The organism is Rummeliibacillus sp. G93 (genome assembly GCF_023515935.1).
Taxonomy (GTDB): Bacteria; Bacillota; Bacilli; order Bacillales_A; family Planococcaceae; genus Rummeliibacillus; species Rummeliibacillus stabekisii.
Genome location: NZ_CP097314.1, coordinates 1,957,163 through 1,973,018 on the forward strand (window position 1 = coordinate 1,957,163; position 15,856 = coordinate 1,973,018).

Sequence of the window (15,856 nt, forward strand, 5' to 3'; positions counted from 1 at the left end):
TTACTAAAGCCTCGTACAATAAGTTCAACAGAAAAGACCATCAAAAGTGATGGTCCTAATTCATAAATTATCATACAGTCGTTAAAAATAAGGAAGTTTTAGTTAATAAAATACTTCATCTTTAATTTTATCGTTCCATAACATTTCTAACAAACAATTGCTTATTTTTGTGAGCAATTGTACTTACAATCGCAAGTAATAGGCCCGATATAACGAATACCATTCTGATTCCTAAAAAATCTGCTAATACTCCCATAACAAGAGAGCCAACACCAAAAATCCCAGTTCCGATAGCCCCTAAGGAGGTATAAACAGTTGACAACTGTTCTTTTGATACACTAGTTTGTATAACCGTTTGTTGAGGAATTTTTTTAATTTGTCCAAAGAGTCCCACACAGAGTGATAAAAGTAAGGATATAATAGGAATGCTGTTTAGGCTAAATAATATTGTGAATAAGAAACTTGAGAATGAACCAACAAAAATAAAGGTTCCTATTTTCTTCTCTACAAAAGAAGAAAATTTAATACAATAAGCACTTCCTAAAATCAAACCTAAAAAGTTAGCTCCATTGATAAATCCCCACCATTTTTCTTCAACGTTTAATGCATCGCTGACAAACACATATAAAATAGCAGCTATCCAAACTGTGGCTGCAATTGTTTCCAAAAATTCTATCCAAGCAATCCTTCTTAACACTGGAGTATTAGATAAAGTTTTCCAACCCTCTTTAATCTTTTCTAATTTCCCTTTTATCTCGGTTGTTTCATGATTGCTAACACTTTCTAAAAGGCAAAGTAATATGCTTGCAATTATAAATAAACAACCAACTAACCAAATAAGTTGTTGAGAGCTCACAATAATCAACAATGAACTTCCTACGAACCACATACCTGCTTGTATTACTTGCGTAACAGTTTCAGAAATTCCATTAGCTTGAATTAGATGCTCAGGTTTAACATAGTAAGGAGTCAATGTCTGTCTTATTGGATTTGCACAACCGTCAAAAAAAGCAATCCATCCTATTATTAAAAAGATAAAATAATAATTGGTTGCTGTTAGACCTATTAACATAAACCCAAGAATAAAGAGTAAAATAGTTTTTGCAATTTGTGACCCAGCAAGTAACCATTTGAGATTTAATTTCTCAACCAGGAGAGGTGTCAGCAGACTGGATATAAACATGGAAGAAGCAATTGTAAAAGGCACGAACGATGCTGCAATTGCTGAACCTGTTAATACAAAAATTGTACTTATTACACTGACTATATATAAAACATCTCCTATATTTGCGAGTGATTGACCCAATAGTAATAAAAAAAAATTTCTATTCAATTTCATTATATATCCCCCGATATTTCATTTGGATTTTGGCTTAATCGGGGAATATTATATTGGACTATTCATTAAATTTTGACTCCTTTCATATATGAGATAAATCTGGGGGATTTAGATTCATCAAAAGTTTTGTATTATCAAAAAATATTTCTTAGAATTATAGCATGCTTTTCAATATGTTACACTCTACAGTAATAAGTAATTAATAGCCACATATTTAGGGCTTTTTCCTACCCTATCTAAATACTTTATATTTCACCTTAACAAATCTAATATATAAAAGAATAGAGGATTTATGCTCATATTTTGAACATAATATCCTCCTACTGGTTTTAGTCTAATTTAATGGCTAATAATCCTTTTAAATACTTACTTTTTTTGCTTCGACACGAATGATTTGATGTTTATTCACTTCTTTTACAATAAATTGGAAACCGTTTTTCTCAAAAAATACGCCTTCCTTGATATTATCATGTTGTGACATAAACCATCCGCCAATTGTATCTATATCTTCTTCATCTATTTGAACACCTAACATAGAATTAACTTGTTCTAATAGCACTTTTCCATTAAATTTAAAATGGCCGTCAGCTACCTTTTGAATTTCAGGCTCTTCATCCTCATCAAATTCGTCTCGAATATCTCCAACAATTTCTTCTATAACATCCTCTATAGTTACGAGACCTGACGTACCTCCGTATTCATCTAACAAAATGGCCATATGAATGCTTTCCCTTTGAAATTTTAGTAAAAGGCTATTGATTGGTACCGTATCAATAATACGGATGACAGGCTGCATATACTCTTCAACGGTTTTTTGACCATTTGCGGCATCCATCACAATAGCTGATAAGAGATGCTTCATATTAACAATGCCGATGACATGGTCTTTATCACCATCCATGACCGGATAACGAGTGTATTGTTCTTCATTCATTAATTCAAATACATTATTTAATGTGGTTTCTTTATTAAAGCCAATCATTTCAGTACGAGGAATCATGATTTCTTTAGCAATTCGTTCATCAAATTCAAAAATGCGATTAACCAATTTATATTCAGATGGATTTATTTCTCCACTTTTATAGCTGTCTGATAAAATCATGCGCAATTCTTCCTCGCTATGTGCCTCTTCATGCTCTGTTGACAACTTCAAGCCAAAGAGACTTGTTAACACTCTTGCTGAACCATTTAATATTTTGATGAGTGGATAAGTTACAATGTGAAAAATAATTAAAGGACCTGCAAACCTTAATGTAATCTTTTCTGCCTGTTCGATTGCAAAAGTTTTTGGCGCCAATTCCCCAATAACCACATGCGCAAACGTGACAACCGCAAAGGCAAAGGCGAAAGAAAGCCATTTAGCTAAGCTTCCATCAATACCAGCCATCTCCATTAGGGGTGTAAAGACTTTATGGGCTGTTGGTTCTCCAATCCAGCCTAAGCCGAGGGCTGTAATCGTAATACCTAATTGACAAGCTGATAAGTATTCGTCCAAATGACTTAATACTTTCTTGGCTTTTATAGCTTTTCTATTACCTTCCGTAATAAGTTGATCGATTCGCGTTTGCCTTACTTTTACAATCGCAAATTCTGTGGCGACAAAAAACCCTGTCATTGCAATTAAAAGCACAAACAGAACTAAATTACTGGCTATCTCACTGTCCAAATATGATTTCTCTACGTTATTTGTTTTAACGCAGAGAGTTCACCTCCTGTTTTTTCAACTACTTCTTATTAAAAGGTTAAACATTCAAAAATGCAAATGCTAACCATTGTTTAACGAAAAATTTTAATATTTTGTCATTCAATGCTCTTTTGTCTATGATGTGCAGATGAATGTATGTTATTAATAGAAATGATGCATTTTGATTTATCTTTAGGCAACTGCCTTTTAATATAAGTTTATTTTTTAATTGGCATACGCTGCCATTGCGAAAAATTCTTCATATAGTGATCTAAGAATCGTATCTTCGTATTTTTCAAGTATACCAAACGCTAAACTAACCTCAGATGATCCTTGATTGATCATTTCTATATTAGCCCCTGTTCTTGAAATGGCAGTCGCTGCTCTTGCGGCTAGCCCCGTACTATTATTCATTCCTTCTCCTACAAGAACGACCATTGAAAATCCATGCCGGAAATAAACATCATCTGCATGCAATTCATTGTATGCCCTCTTAATAATCCTTTCTTCCTTTTCAGGTGTTAATTGATGGCTCCTTATAATAACAGAAATATCATCAAGACCAGAAGGTGTATGTTCATAAGAGATATATTCCTCTTCAAGAATTTGGAGTAGTTTACGGCCAAAACCAATCTCTCTATTCATTAAGTATTTGCTGATATATAAGATTGAAAATCCAGCATCAGCTGAAATACCTGTAATAGCATGTGGGTTTACGTTCCTTTTTTCAACTATTTTTGTTCCCTTTGCTTCTGGATTATTTGTATTTTTTATATGAACCGGTATACCCAATTTCACCACTGGCATCAGTGCTTCATCATGAAACACCGAGAAGCCTGCGTAAGACAATTCTCGCATTTCTCTATATGTAATCTCCTGAATTTCTGAAGGGTGGTTGACAACTTTAGGATTGGCAGTAAATACACAATCTACATCCGTAAAATTTTCATATACATCTGCCTGAACAGCCGCTGCTAAAATAGAGCCTGTAATATCTGAACCCCCTCGGTCAAATGTCCGTAGCCTACCCGCTTTTGTGAATCCAAAAAAACCCGGAAAAATAACAATATCTTCTGAATTTTTCAAAGCTGCTAGATTCTTATACGCTTCATCTATTGCCATTGTTCTAGATGGGGCTTCGTTTACAATAAGCCCCGCTTCCTTTGGGCTAATATATCTTGCTTTTACCCCTATTTTATTCAAATATGCTGCAATCATTCTGGCGCTATAATCCTCACCGCAAGCTTTTATTGTATCAAACAAATATTGCTCGCTGATCTGTATACTATAATGAATGCGTGTGTTCAAATCTCTTCTTAATTCTTCAATAATCGTATCATCTAACCCTAGGTCAACTGCATTCACATGAAAACGAGATACAACCTTTTCAAGTCTCTCTTGATAATCAACTCCGGCAATGACACCATTAACCAAATCGATAAGCAAGTCTGTTACTTTGATATCTTCCGGAAATCTTTTTCCTGGAGCGGATACAACGACTAAGCGTCTTGTTTTGTCCGATTTAACGATTGATGCAACTTTTTTTATTTGTTCCGCATTCGCTACTGAAGTACCGCCAAATTTACATACTTTCATCAAATCATCTCCCAATTATGTACAACATTTTGAATAATGTTTTAAAACAGTGTATAAATAATACAATATTTAGTCAATAAATATAAAAATATTTATCTAATTTTTCTTAACATTAACTTAAATTTTATATGTAAGCTGGCCTTTTATACTTATAGGTAGGCAGAGTTCAATAAAGAAGAAATTTTTTTGATTATTTACAAACTCTCTTTAGTATTTGATATCAGCATTCAGTATCCCTGCTTCTATATAACTTCTTTTTAATTTCCAATGACCGTAATTAATCATCTAAACGTCTGGAAAAATAAATGTGCTGTTTCTAATGCTTTACCATTTATAGCTAGAGGCTGTTACAATGACCATTGTTTCATTATTCTATAAAATATATATCAAAAAGTGCTCGACAAGTATTTTCTTTACATAATCCTCTAAAAAAACATCTATCCTTTCATTTTAACCTTTTGTAGGCTTCACCTTTGTTAAAATTATCTATATTCCTTCATCCCATTAAGAATTCCTAGTACAAAAAAAGTATTGAGAAAAATACTCTCAATACTCTAATTTATAGTACAATCTATTTACTATAGACTTTTAATAATTCTTGTCCTAAGAAGTGCAATTGTTCGCCAACTGTGCAGGATTCAATACAAAATTTATGAGCACCGGCTTTACCGCGTTCTGTACGCAGTTGTTGTTTGGCGAGGCAGCCATCACAATAATTTTCTAATAATTCATCGATTTCTTTAACGACGGTGACCTGGTTGATCAAAATATATCACCTCTTTTTCGTATACGTTTCATTTTACTAAAAATAAGCGATAACATGCAAGTGAAGGGAGTTTAGACATGCTAGAAGTTTACATTGATGGAGCAAGTGCTGGAAACCCAGGCCCTAGTGCCATAGGGATCTTTATTAAAGGGGAAGACCATTTCATAAAATTGAGCGAGCCTATAGGTATGGCCAATAACCATGTAGCTGAATTTATGGCACTTGTACGTGGCTTAGAAGAAGCAAAAAAGTTAACGAAGGGGATGGTATCATTTCGATCCGATTCCAAAATTGTCGTGGCTTCTGTAGAAAAAGAATTTGTGAAAAATGCAGAATATCAGCCATACTTGGAAAAAGCACTTGTTTTAATAAGAGAGTTCGACTTTTTCTTTATCAAGTGGGTTCCTGATACGCAAAATAAAGCTGCTGATGCCCTGGCGAGAGAAGGTATACAAAAAAATAATGCATAGGAATATGCCAGCAGCAACCGCTGTTGAGCTTGCTACTGGCATTATTTGCATATTCAAAAGTAACTAGTAAAACTATTGTGTAACATTAATTAACGCACCAATTGCTCCGCTAAAACCATGATCTTCTAAAAATACAGGCGTTTTCTTTTTTAATATCGTATAGTCGGCGATAATATCTCGTAGTTTTTCATTATTATCTAATGTTGTGCCGATATATACAATTTGCTCTACTTCATTTTGCTCTGCAAGTTGAATACTAAGCGTAGTAATTACTTCACCAACCAATCCTTGAATAGTTGCTAAAATATCCTCTGTCTTATATTCTAAAACATCATTAATTCCAACCTTGCCAAAATTGCTGGCAGTCAAGGTAGGAGAGATTGGTGTTTCCATCCCCTGATAAATATCTTGTACTAAAAGATCAATACCCATTCTACTTCCTTTTTTAGCAAGTTGAAGTATCTCTTGGTAATTGATAATACCTGTAGTAAGAGCTGACAAGCCAATTAAGGTGCCTCCTCCGACTCCTGTTCCCCCAACTCTCATATGCTCTATTTGATTCATGTAATGGATAGATGTGCCTGTACCAATATTTGTAATGATACATTTGTCGAAATTGTGGTTTTCTTTTTCCAGCTGATACCGAACACCTTTTAATGTAGCTTCAAACTCAACTATATAATGTAAGTTTGTATCTTGGTCAAGCATTGTCTTTACTTGTTCGGCACGGCCTCCAGTAATTCCAATTTCCTTTATATTATGCTTCGAATTAATCCAATTTATAATAGCTGGCATGTTATTAGAAGGAAAGTGCTTTAATTTTAATTGGTTGTTTTCATCTAAATATGCAAGTTTTGTAAGAGTTCCTCCTGCATCTAAACCGATTGCTTGTGACATATATTAATCTCCTTTTTCCGCCCACTCCTACTTTACTCTGTATGAAGAAATTGTGCAAATAGCTTTTTAGCTTCTCCAAAAAGTCCCATTACGAGCTCGTTATTATAAAAAAACAGAAAAGTAAAGTACCCATAAGAAAGAGTTAAACCTTTCTTATGGGTACTTATGTTAATCCAACTGAATGGATCTTTTTGAGTGTTTAGAAGCAAGATAATGGCTACTCTTAACGAATGCCAATAATCTTAAACCTAAATTTTGTAGGCGAAAAATGGGGACTTTTAGTTATTGATCATTTAATTTTGTATAAATAGCTAATAGATGATTAATATCTTCATCAGATAAAACTTTAAAATATTCTCGTTTCATATCTTGACCTAGGATTGTTGCCTCTTTGAGTACATTTAATCCCTCATCAGTGATTTCTAAAAATGTAATACGACGATCCTTAGAACTTGCGTTTCGGACACAGTAGTGATTGGCAATTAACTTGTCCGATAAATGCGTCAAAGATGCAGGAGCAAATTCTAGATATTTTGCAATATCAGAAGGTCTGCTTGGGCCGTGTTCTTTTAGATAACTCAGAACCAAAATATGAGAAATACCGATATTTACTTTAAATAATTTCTTCCAACGGATAATCATTTTCCCATTTACTTTATCCATTTCATGAAGCAATTCAAATAAGGAAGGATTTTCGGTCATATGCATCACCTTCTTTTCTAAATTTACGAATCATTATTGTGCTGAATATCCACCGTCAATAACTAATTCTGCACCTGTAATATAAGAAGCTTCATCAGATGCTAAGAATAAAGAAGCATTCGCTACTTCTTCTGGTTTACCTAGACGGCCCATTGGAGTAGCACGGATTAAACCATCCATTGCTTCTTTAAATTGACCAATATTTGCAGTCATTGGTGTTTCAATTACACCAGGGAAAACAGTGTTAACACGGATGTTATGTTTTCCAAGTTCAGCAGCTGCTGCACGTGCAATCGCACGAAGTGAACCTTTAGATGCTGTATATGGGTTCGTACCTGAACCGATTAATGCAGTATATGAGCAAGTATTTACAATTGCACCTTTGCCTGCTTCAATCATATACGGTTTTACATGTTTGATTCCAAGGAATGGTCCAAAAGAGTTGATTTTATGCAATAAAGCCCAGTCATCTGCCGTAACATCATCAGGTGATTTTTGAGATGAAATACCAGCATTATTGATTAAAATATCAATGCGACCATATTTATCTACGATGTTTTTAGTCAATTCAGCCCAATTTTCATCTGAAGTCACATCTAGTTTCATACCTTCAACGCCGTCAATTTCTGAAACATTAGCTAAATTTTGTTCGCTGATATCAGCCGCAATAACAGTTGCGCCTTCTGATGCGAATAATTTTGCCATTTGTGCACCCATACCAGAAGCTCCACCTGTAATGATTGCAATTTTATTCTCTAAACGTCCCATGTAAAAAATCTCCTTTTATTTTCAAGTATTTAAGCATCTAAATAATATCATAATAATTTTGTTTTAGCAAAACTATAGATTATATTTTTCATTTTTCATTAATTGATATAGGATAGTTATAGAATATGTTTGAAAGTGAACGGAGGAAGTTTTAATTGGAAGCACACAAAGATATATATAAAGAAGCAATGACTGTTTTAAAGGAGACAAGCCGTACGTTTTTTATTCCTATTACATTTTTGAAAAAGGACTTGAAAACAACAGTGGCTGCTGCCTATTTGTGCATGCGGGCAATCGATGAAATCGAAGATCATGAAGAATTGCCGACTACCGTAAAAACAGACTTGTTAAATGAGATTAGCCAACTATTAAAATCTTCTGCAAACGAGGATGCCTATCAATTAATGATCGCTCCTTATAAAGACAAATTACCAGAAGTTTCTCTCCGCCTTTTTGATTGGCTATCACTCTGTCCAGAGGGTATTCGCAAGACAGTTGCAGATTCTACTAGTGAAATGGCAGAAGGTATGGCCAAATGGGCTGCAAAAGGATGGATTGTTAAAACGAAAGAAGACCTCGATGAATATACTTATTATGTAGCTGGCTTGGTAGGCACCATGTTATCAGATATATGGCTATGGGGAGCTGGAGTTGAGACTGATCGTGATCTCGCTATTGGTTATGGGCGAGGACTACAAGCTGTTAATATTTTGCGGAACCAGGATGAAGACAGTGAACGTGGCGTAAGCTTCATGCCTGAAGGCTGGACACGCGATGATTTATTTAAATATGCAGAGGAAAACCTGGCAAAAGCTGATGAATATAATAAAAGCATTAAAAAACGCAGTATCTTGATGTTTTGTAAAATTCCTTTAGCATTAGCTCACAAAACACTCGATGCAATGAGAAAAGGCCATGTTAAAATGACGCGGAGCGAAGTAGAACAAACTGTAGAAGAAGTAACTTCAGATATAAATTAAAGTTCTTCACACCAATTTTAAGTCTCAAGTAAAATCAATCTAGAAAAAAATAAAGCTGGCGGTTAATAAATGCCGCCAGCTTTATTTTCAAGAATAGATAGACAAAGGCTTCTAAATTTCTCGATAAAGCGCCCATTCATTTCTTTCGTTCTTTTCTTTGGCCCTTTCGTTCTTCCACCTGCTTGGCGCACCTTTTGATTAAAATGCCTTGCATAAAGAAGCTGGTCAATATTCTCTGATGTATACTGTAAGCCATTTTGGTTAATAGCATAACCTCCTTTAGCTAACACCATTGCTGCTAGACCATAATCCTGGGTAATAGTTATATCCCCTTTTTGGATTTGATTTACTAAAGCAAAGTCAACCGCATCGGCTCCTTTTGAAACAATAACGGTCTGCACTCCGTCTATCTGTATCAAGTGCGCTGTATCACAGAAAACAATTACTTCAAGTTCAAGCTCTTTTGCAACCTGAATACTTTCAGGTACTACAGGACAGCCATCTGCATCAATACAAATTTTAGGCATTCCATTCACTCCTCAACACTTTCACTTTTCATGCTAACAGTAAAGTACTGATCTGTCACATATGTTAACGCTTCCGTATTTTTATAATAATAATTGATTGAAAATTCACATCATTTTGTATAATATAGAGAGATAAGTCTAATTATATGGGGGTATTAAATGGTTACCAATATGAGAGATTCAAAGCAAATCGCAACTTCCTATATTGATAAAGTATTCAATAACCTGAAAGAACATCACGGTCATGAACCCGAATTTCTTCAAGCAGCGAAAGAAATCCTCTACTCATTAACACCCGTATTTGAAAAGAAGCCAGAATATATGAAAGCAAGCCTCTTAGAACGGATTGTAGAACCAGAGCGTGTAGTGAAATTCCGTGTTTCGTGGGAAGATGACAGTGGAAAAATCCAAGTAAACCGTGGCTACCGCGTTCAATTCAGTTCCGCAATCGGACCTTATAAAGGGGGCCTTCGTTTTCATCCTTCTGTCAATGAAAGTATCGTGAAATTTTTAGGCTTTGAGCAAATATTTAAAAACTCTTTGACAGGCCAGCCAATCGGCGGCGCAAAAGGCGGTGCCGATTTTGATCCTAAAGGAAAATCTGATGCAGAAATCATGCGATTTTGCCAAGCATTTATGACGGAATTACATAAATATATAGGACCCGATGTCGATGTTCCTGCTGGCGATATTGGAGTTGGCTCACGTGAGATTGGATTTTTATTTGGCCAATATAATCGAATACGAGGCGCATACGAACCTGGTGTCATTACAGGCAAACTCCCTAGATTTGGAGGATCTTTAGCGAGAAAAGAAGCTACTGGATATGGTACTGTTTACTTTGTGCAAGAAATGCTGAAAGAAAAGGGTCTAGCATTCGAAGATGCTACGGTTGTCGTATCCGGAACAGGTAATGTTTCCACGTATGCTATAGAAAAAGCGCAGCAGCTAGGCGCCAAGGTAACTGCTTGCTCGGATTCAGATGGATATATCTTTGATCCAGATGGCATAGACTTATCGGTTGTCAAAGACATCAAAGAGATGAGAAACGGCCGTATTAAAGAATATGTAGTCTCCCGTCCGAATGCAACCTATAAAGAAGGCTGCAAAGGCATCTGGACTATTCCATGTGACATTGCCCTCCCCTGCGCTACTCAAAATGAAATCGACGAAGAATCGGCTAAATTGCTAATTAAAAATGGTCTCAAAGCTGTTGGTGAAGGAGCTAACATGCCCTCAACCTTACAAGCCATTCAAGCATTTTTGGCTAATGATATATTATTTGCTCCAGCTAAAGCCGCTAATGCTGGCGGTGTAGCTGTATCTGCGTTAGAAATGGCTCAAAATAGCATGAGAATCTTTTGGACTTTTGAAGAAGTAGATGAAAAGCTGCATGATATTATGAAATCAATCTACGAAAACAGTAAAAACGCAGCAAAAGAATTCGGACATGACGGAAACCTTTTGATTGGCGCCAATATTGCTGGTTTTCTAAAAGTAGCAGATGCAATGATTGCTCAAGGAATTATATAGTAAGTGATAAATTGAAGTTTTATATTTATAGAGTTTTATTTTTGTTATTATCAAAAGCAATAACTTGACTTCCAATCCAATTTGTCAGAAATGTTTTACTTTATAGAATATAAGATTTATAATAGAGATGATTCGTGTTACGAAATAAAGGAGTGGTAAAGATGGTCGAAAATATACTAAAGCGTAATGAAGTACCTGTAGAAGAAACATGGGATTTGACTCATCTGGTTTCTAATGAGGAAGCTTATGAGGAAGGCGTAAAAAAGCTTATAAAAGACACAAATGAATTTAACGTTAAGCATAAGGGGAATATTAACAACGCCCAACAAGTAATAGAAGTCATACGTGACTGCGAGGCACTTGTCTCCTCACTAATCCCTTATGCAACATATGTCTCTCTCCAGCTTGAAGAAGATCAAACAAACAATGAAGCGCAAATCCGAGCAAGTAAATTTAGCACGGTTTCTTCTCAGTTTGCTAGTCTAGTATCATTTATAGATGGTGAAATATTGGAACTTTCATCAGAAGAATTAGAAAAAGCGATAGAAATAGAGCCGACATATGCACACTATCTTAATCGATTAATTGCCAAAAAAGCTCATCAGCTTCACCCAGAAGTAGAAAAAACGCTGGCAGCACTTAGCTCAACATTAGATGCGCCATACGGATTATACAATACAACCAAACTAGTAGATATGAAGTTTGATCACTTTACAGTTGGCGGTAAAAGCTACCCACTAAGCTATAACCTTTTCGAAGGAGATTGGGAGTTGGAATCAGATACAGAAGTTCGTCGCGAAGCATTCAAAGCTTTCTCAACAAAGCTGGCTGATTATCAACATACTACTGCTAAAACATATAATACCCATGTTCAAACAGAAAAAACTCTATCTGATTTACGTGGATATGATTCAGTAACGGACTATTTATTATTTGACCAAGAAGTTGAGCAAGATTTATATCACCGCCAAATCGATTTGATTATGAAAGAATTAGCACCTCATATGAGAAGATATGCTAAGCTTCTCCAAAAAGAGCATGGCATTGGCAAGATGACATTTGCCGATTTAAAAATCCCATTGGATCCAAGTTATGAACCTTCAGTTACGATCGAAGAATCTCGTGATTATATGAAGAAAGCGCTGGGCGTCATGGGTGAGGATTACCTTGCCATGATTGATGCCGCTTTTGATGAGCGCTGGATCGATTTCGCCAATAATGAAGGAAAATCAACTGGTGCCTTTTGTTCAAGTCCATATGGATTCCATTCCTATATCTTGATTTCTTGGACTGAACGCATGAATGAAGTATTCGTTTTAGCACACGAGCTTGGCCATGCAGGGCATTTTAGAAATGCTCAAAAACATCAAACCCTATTCAATAGTGATTCTTCTAAATACTTTGTTGAAGCACCGTCTACATTGAATGAAATGCTTATGGCGAATTATCTGTTAAAGAATTCAGAGGACCCCCGCTTTAAACGCTGGGTTATCTCAAGCATTATTGCACGCACGTACTATCATAATTTTGTGACACACTTATTGGAAGCTGCTTACCAGCGTAAAGTGTATGAATTAATCGATGCAGGTGAAAGTGTAAATGCAGCTATTTTAAGCAACATTACGCGCTCGGTTTTAGAAGAATTCTGGGGCGACGATGTTGAAATTAACGATGGAGCAGAGTTGACATGGATGCGCCAACCACATTACTATATGGGCCTTTATCCATACACATACAGTGCAGGGCTTACCATTTCTACACAGGTATCAAAACGTATCCTAGAAGAAGGCCAGCCCGCTGTGGAAGATTGGTTAAAAGTATTGCAAGCAGGGGGTACAAAATCGCCTGTTGAACTTGCAAAAATGGCCAATGTAGATATCACTACTGACAAACCATTACAAGAAACCATCGCATTCATTGGTTCTTTAATTGATCAACTAGAAGAATTAACTGCAGAAATTCATCAAACAACAAACTAATATAGAAAAAACGTAACAATGCTGTTATTAGCATTGTTACGTTTTTTTGTTCTCCATTTTAGAGTAATTAGCGAGTGAATCATAGACGATGCATACACTTTATTTTATATTCCTAACTTGTCTCTTTTTTGTCCAGAGCCCTACGAGTATAAGTAAGACCATACTAATGATTGGGATAATTATATTCATTAGTGGTGTTGTAGCTTCAACTAGTCGATGTCCATATTTGTCATTGACAATCATATGCCCTGCCGTATAAGCAATGAGCAAACCGCCAATCCATATTAAAATAGGGAATTTCTCCATTAATTTAATAATGATTTGGCTACCAAAAATAATTAAAGGAATACTAACAAGCAGGCCTAATGCAACAAGGCCATTATGACCATTGGCAACACCTGCAATAGCCAAAACATTATCAAGACTCATAACGAAATCCGCAACTATGATGGTGCGTACAGCAGCGAATAAGTTATTGCCGCTTTTTATATCCGGATCTTCTTCTTTTGAACGAATTAAATCATACGCGATATAAAATAAGAGCAAGCCGCCTACCACTTTTACGAATGGAATTTGTAGTAGCCAAACAGCAATAAATGTCAAGACGATCCGTAAACCGATTGCACCGCCTGTTCCAATCAATATGGCTTTTTTTCGTTGGTTTTTTGCTAGGTTTCGGCAAGCGAGTGCAATGACTACTGCATTGTCTCCACTTAATACAATATCTAGCAAAATAATTGATACAATCTTTGCAATAAATTCTGCTTCCATTTATTCTCCTACTTTCTAAAAGCTCTCTAGTTTATTGTACATTACTCCCTCAAAATAAAAAGCAAAAAACTTCGATATTTATATTTTTATGTACGAGGTATTCTTTCTATGCATCGTCATCTTGAACCCTCAATAAACTCTTATCAAGAAAATCCGGTATAAAGTAATCCCCCATTTCAACCTCTATTACTCATCTAATGAGAGAGTATAATCATACTTCTAACCAAGTTTAATGAACATTAAATAAGGTATATTTTTAAGTATTAAGCAAAAAATAACCTATATGTATAATGGAAGGAATGGTGGCATTGCTTAGTAAAGAAACAATGGAAATTATTAAATCTACTGCCCCCGCCTTAGAGGCACACGGTAAAGAGATTACAACGGTCTTTTACAAACGGCTTTTCGAAATACACCCAGAACTATTAAATATTTTTAACCAAACAAACCAAAAACAAGGACGTCAGCAATTAGCGTTAGCTAATGCCGTATATGCTGCAGCTGTTCACATTGAAAACCTTTCGGAAATTATGCCTGTCGTTAGACAAATTTCTGAGAAACATCGAAGTCTTGGCATTAAACCTGAGCATTATCCAATCGTGGGTGAGAATTTATTAATCGCCATTAAAGAAGTACTTGGCGACGCAGCAACACCAAAAATCATGGATGCGTGGACTGAGGCATACGGGGTGTTAGCGGATGCCTTCATCAATACTGAAGAAGAGATGTACAAGGAAACAGAAAATAAGCCTGGCGGATGGAGATTCTTTAAAGACTTTACCCTTGTTGATAAAATTCCAGAAAATAGATTAGTGACTTCATTCTACTTAAAACCCGCTGATGATGCACCACTACCTGACTATAAGCCAGGTCAATATATTACAGTACATGTACCAATTCCCGGGCAAAAGTATGCACATAAGAGGCAATATAGTTTGTCTAAAACCTATGATGGAGATTCATATCGAATTTCTGTTAAACGCGAAATCATAACTGACCCAGCGGGCATTGTTTCCAACTATTTGCATGATTCATTAAATGTAGGAGACAAAATACAAATCAGCGCACCAGCAGGGGAATTTTTCTACCACACAAAAGCTGACACTTCTGTCGCCTTTTTAGCTGGCGGCATTGGAATTACACCACTTTTTAGTATGGTTCAATCAGCTGTTAAAGAAAATAAGGAAAAAATCCATTTTATCCAAAGTGTTAGCACCCAAGATTTATTAACATTTAGTGATGCCTTGAAGGAATTAGCGAATGACCATTCACAGCTATACTACCATGAGTTAATTACTCAGACTGATGGCTTTGTATCAAAAGAGTTTTTGGAAAAGCATATTGACACTTCTACAGATGTCTATATATGCGGACCCATTCCTTTTATGGTGGCCATGGTTAAACATTTGCTAGCTATGGGACTACAGGAAGACCACATCTTCTACGAATTCTTTGGTCCATCTATGACAATTGATACGGAGACACCTGAAATATAAAAAGATTAAGCGATTAAGCTTAATCTTTTTTCATGATGTTTCAGTTGCTATTTAACTTGTTCATTGGTGTATAATTAAATTACAAATTCTATTTTGAAGGTGTTATAACATATGGATTCTAAAGCAAATACGTTTCTTTCTAACGAAGAAATGGAAATTTATGAATATGCTCTAAGAGATGAATTTAAAGGTATGCATATTCCAAGCGAAAAGCAAGATGAATATATTGAAAAAATACTAACAGCTGATGAAGAAGCGATCATGCACTTAAGAAAAAAAGGTGCGATTGCAATTTCACGTGAAATTTTACAAGAAGACAATATTTTCAATAAAAAATAAGGATGTGTT

15 protein-coding genes are annotated in these 15,856 nt (G+C 35.6%); 6 read left to right on the top strand and 9 right to left on the bottom strand.

From position 1 onward, the window contains the following. Positions 1-127: 127 nt before the first annotated feature. From M2M59_RS09780 to M2M59_RS09795, 4 genes are all read right to left on the bottom strand, one after another. The gene (locus tag M2M59_RS09780; protein WP_249774479.1) at positions 128-1,339 is read right to left on the bottom strand and encodes an MFS transporter; all 1,212 of its coding nucleotides are present in this window, start codon (positions 1,337-1,339) and stop codon (positions 128-130) included. Between the two features lie 358 nt (positions 1,340-1,697). Beyond that, positions 1,698-3,005: a hemolysin family protein gene (locus M2M59_RS09785; RefSeq protein WP_147196734.1), complete on the bottom strand. Its 1,308-nt coding sequence runs from the start codon at positions 3,003-3,005 to the stop codon at positions 1,698-1,700. A gap of 243 nt (positions 3,006-3,248) precedes the next feature. Then, positions 3,249-4,619, bottom strand: a complete 1,371-nt coding sequence (locus tag M2M59_RS09790; RefSeq protein ID WP_249774480.1) for an aspartate kinase — start codon at positions 4,617-4,619, stop codon at positions 3,249-3,251. A 571-nt stretch (positions 4,620-5,190) separates the two neighbouring features. Further along, a complete protein-coding gene (locus M2M59_RS09795; RefSeq protein WP_147196927.1) occupies positions 5,191-5,382 on the bottom strand; it encodes a zinc-finger domain-containing protein in 192 nt (63 codons plus the stop codon). A gap of 80 nt (positions 5,383-5,462) precedes the next feature. Here M2M59_RS09795 and M2M59_RS09800 point away from each other — a divergent pair, with 80 nt between their 5' ends. Then, complete coding sequence (locus M2M59_RS09800; protein ID WP_147196730.1) at positions 5,463-5,855, top strand: reverse transcriptase-like protein; 393 nt, start codon at positions 5,463-5,465, stop codon at positions 5,853-5,855. A 72-nt stretch (positions 5,856-5,927) separates the two neighbouring features. Here the strand turns inward: M2M59_RS09800 and coaW are convergent, their stop codons facing one another. From coaW to M2M59_RS09815, 3 genes are all read right to left on the bottom strand, one after another. Continuing rightward, positions 5,928-6,752, bottom strand: a complete 825-nt coding sequence (gene coaW, locus M2M59_RS09805; RefSeq protein WP_147196729.1) for a type II pantothenate kinase — start codon at positions 6,750-6,752, stop codon at positions 5,928-5,930. Positions 6,753-7,034: 282 nt separating this feature from the next. Further along, a complete protein-coding gene (locus tag M2M59_RS09810; protein WP_066788341.1) occupies positions 7,035-7,454 on the bottom strand; it encodes a MarR family winged helix-turn-helix transcriptional regulator in 420 nt (139 codons plus the stop codon). Between the two features lie 33 nt (positions 7,455-7,487). After that, on the bottom strand, positions 7,488-8,222 hold the full coding sequence (locus M2M59_RS09815; protein WP_147196727.1) for an SDR family NAD(P)-dependent oxidoreductase: 735 nt from the start codon (positions 8,220-8,222) through the stop codon (positions 7,488-7,490). 188 nt (positions 8,223-8,410) lie between these two features. Here M2M59_RS09815 and M2M59_RS09820 point away from each other — a divergent pair, with 188 nt between their 5' ends. Then, positions 8,411-9,202: a squalene/phytoene synthase family protein gene (locus M2M59_RS09820; protein ID WP_249776002.1), complete on the top strand. Its 792-nt coding sequence runs from the start codon at positions 8,411-8,413 to the stop codon at positions 9,200-9,202. Positions 9,203-9,264: 62 nt separating this feature from the next. Here M2M59_RS09820 and M2M59_RS09825 read toward each other — a convergent pair whose 3' ends face one another. Continuing rightward, complete coding sequence (locus M2M59_RS09825) at positions 9,265-9,729, bottom strand: YaiI/YqxD family protein (protein WP_150284666.1); 465 nt, start codon at positions 9,727-9,729, stop codon at positions 9,265-9,267. Between the two features lie 159 nt (positions 9,730-9,888). Here M2M59_RS09825 and gdhA point away from each other — a divergent pair, with 159 nt between their 5' ends. Beyond that, complete coding sequence (gene gdhA, locus M2M59_RS09830; protein ID WP_249774481.1) at positions 9,889-11,262, top strand: NADP-specific glutamate dehydrogenase; 1,374 nt, start codon at positions 9,889-9,891, stop codon at positions 11,260-11,262. A 161-nt stretch (positions 11,263-11,423) separates the two neighbouring features. Beyond that, a complete protein-coding gene (gene pepF, locus M2M59_RS09835) occupies positions 11,424-13,241 on the top strand; it encodes an oligoendopeptidase F (RefSeq protein WP_147196723.1) in 1,818 nt (605 codons plus the stop codon). A 99-nt stretch (positions 13,242-13,340) separates the two neighbouring features. Here pepF and M2M59_RS09840 read toward each other — a convergent pair whose 3' ends face one another. Next, positions 13,341-14,012, bottom strand: coding sequence for a TerC family protein (locus M2M59_RS09840; RefSeq protein ID WP_066788352.1), 672 nt, complete (start codon positions 14,010-14,012; stop codon positions 13,341-13,343). Positions 14,013-14,320: 308 nt separating this feature from the next. Between M2M59_RS09840 and hmpA the strand changes: the two genes are divergently transcribed. Both hmpA and M2M59_RS09850 read left to right on the top strand, forming a co-directional pair. After that, the gene (gene hmpA / locus M2M59_RS09845) at positions 14,321-15,508 is read left to right on the top strand and encodes an NO-inducible flavohemoprotein (protein WP_249774482.1); all 1,188 of its coding nucleotides are present in this window, start codon (positions 14,321-14,323) and stop codon (positions 15,506-15,508) included. Positions 15,509-15,619: 111 nt separating this feature from the next. Continuing rightward, a complete protein-coding gene (locus M2M59_RS09850; RefSeq protein WP_147196719.1) occupies positions 15,620-15,847 on the top strand; it encodes a hypothetical protein in 228 nt (75 codons plus the stop codon). Positions 15,848-15,856: the final 9 nt, after the last annotated feature.

Bases quoted from the DNA above. Each gene is read 5' to 3' on its own strand.
- M2M59_RS09780 (WP_249774479.1), bottom strand. From the start codon at position 1,339: ATGAAATTGAATAGAAATTTTTTTTTATTACTATTGGGTCAATCACTC.
- M2M59_RS09800 (WP_147196730.1), top strand. From the start codon at position 5,463: ATGCTAGAAGTTTACATTGATGGAGCAAGTGCTGGAAACCCAGGCCCT.
- M2M59_RS09825 (WP_150284666.1), bottom strand. From the start codon at position 9,729: ATGCCTAAAATTTGTATTGATGCAGATGGCTGTCCTGTAGTACCTGAA.
- M2M59_RS09850 (WP_147196719.1), top strand. From the start codon at position 15,620: ATGGATTCTAAAGCAAATACGTTTCTTTCTAACGAAGAAATGGAAATT.
- coaW (WP_147196729.1), bottom strand. From the start codon at position 6,752: ATGTCACAAGCAATCGGTTTAGATGCAGGAGGAACTCTTACAAAACTT.
- pepF (WP_147196723.1), top strand. From the start codon at position 11,424: ATGGTCGAAAATATACTAAAGCGTAATGAAGTACCTGTAGAAGAAACA.
- M2M59_RS09840 (WP_066788352.1), bottom strand. From the start codon at position 14,012: ATGGAAGCAGAATTTATTGCAAAGATTGTATCAATTATTTTGCTAGAT.
- M2M59_RS09815 (WP_147196727.1), bottom strand. From the start codon at position 8,222: ATGGGACGTTTAGAGAATAAAATTGCAATCATTACAGGTGGAGCTTCT.
- M2M59_RS09810 (WP_066788341.1), bottom strand. From the start codon at position 7,454: ATGACCGAAAATCCTTCCTTATTTGAATTGCTTCATGAAATGGATAAA.
- M2M59_RS09790 (WP_249774480.1), bottom strand. From the start codon at position 4,619: ATGAAAGTATGTAAATTTGGCGGTACTTCAGTAGCGAATGCGGAACAA.
- M2M59_RS09820 (WP_249776002.1), top strand. From the start codon at position 8,411: ATGACTGTTTTAAAGGAGACAAGCCGTACGTTTTTTATTCCTATTACA.
- gdhA (WP_249774481.1), top strand. From the start codon at position 9,889: ATGGTTACCAATATGAGAGATTCAAAGCAAATCGCAACTTCCTATATT.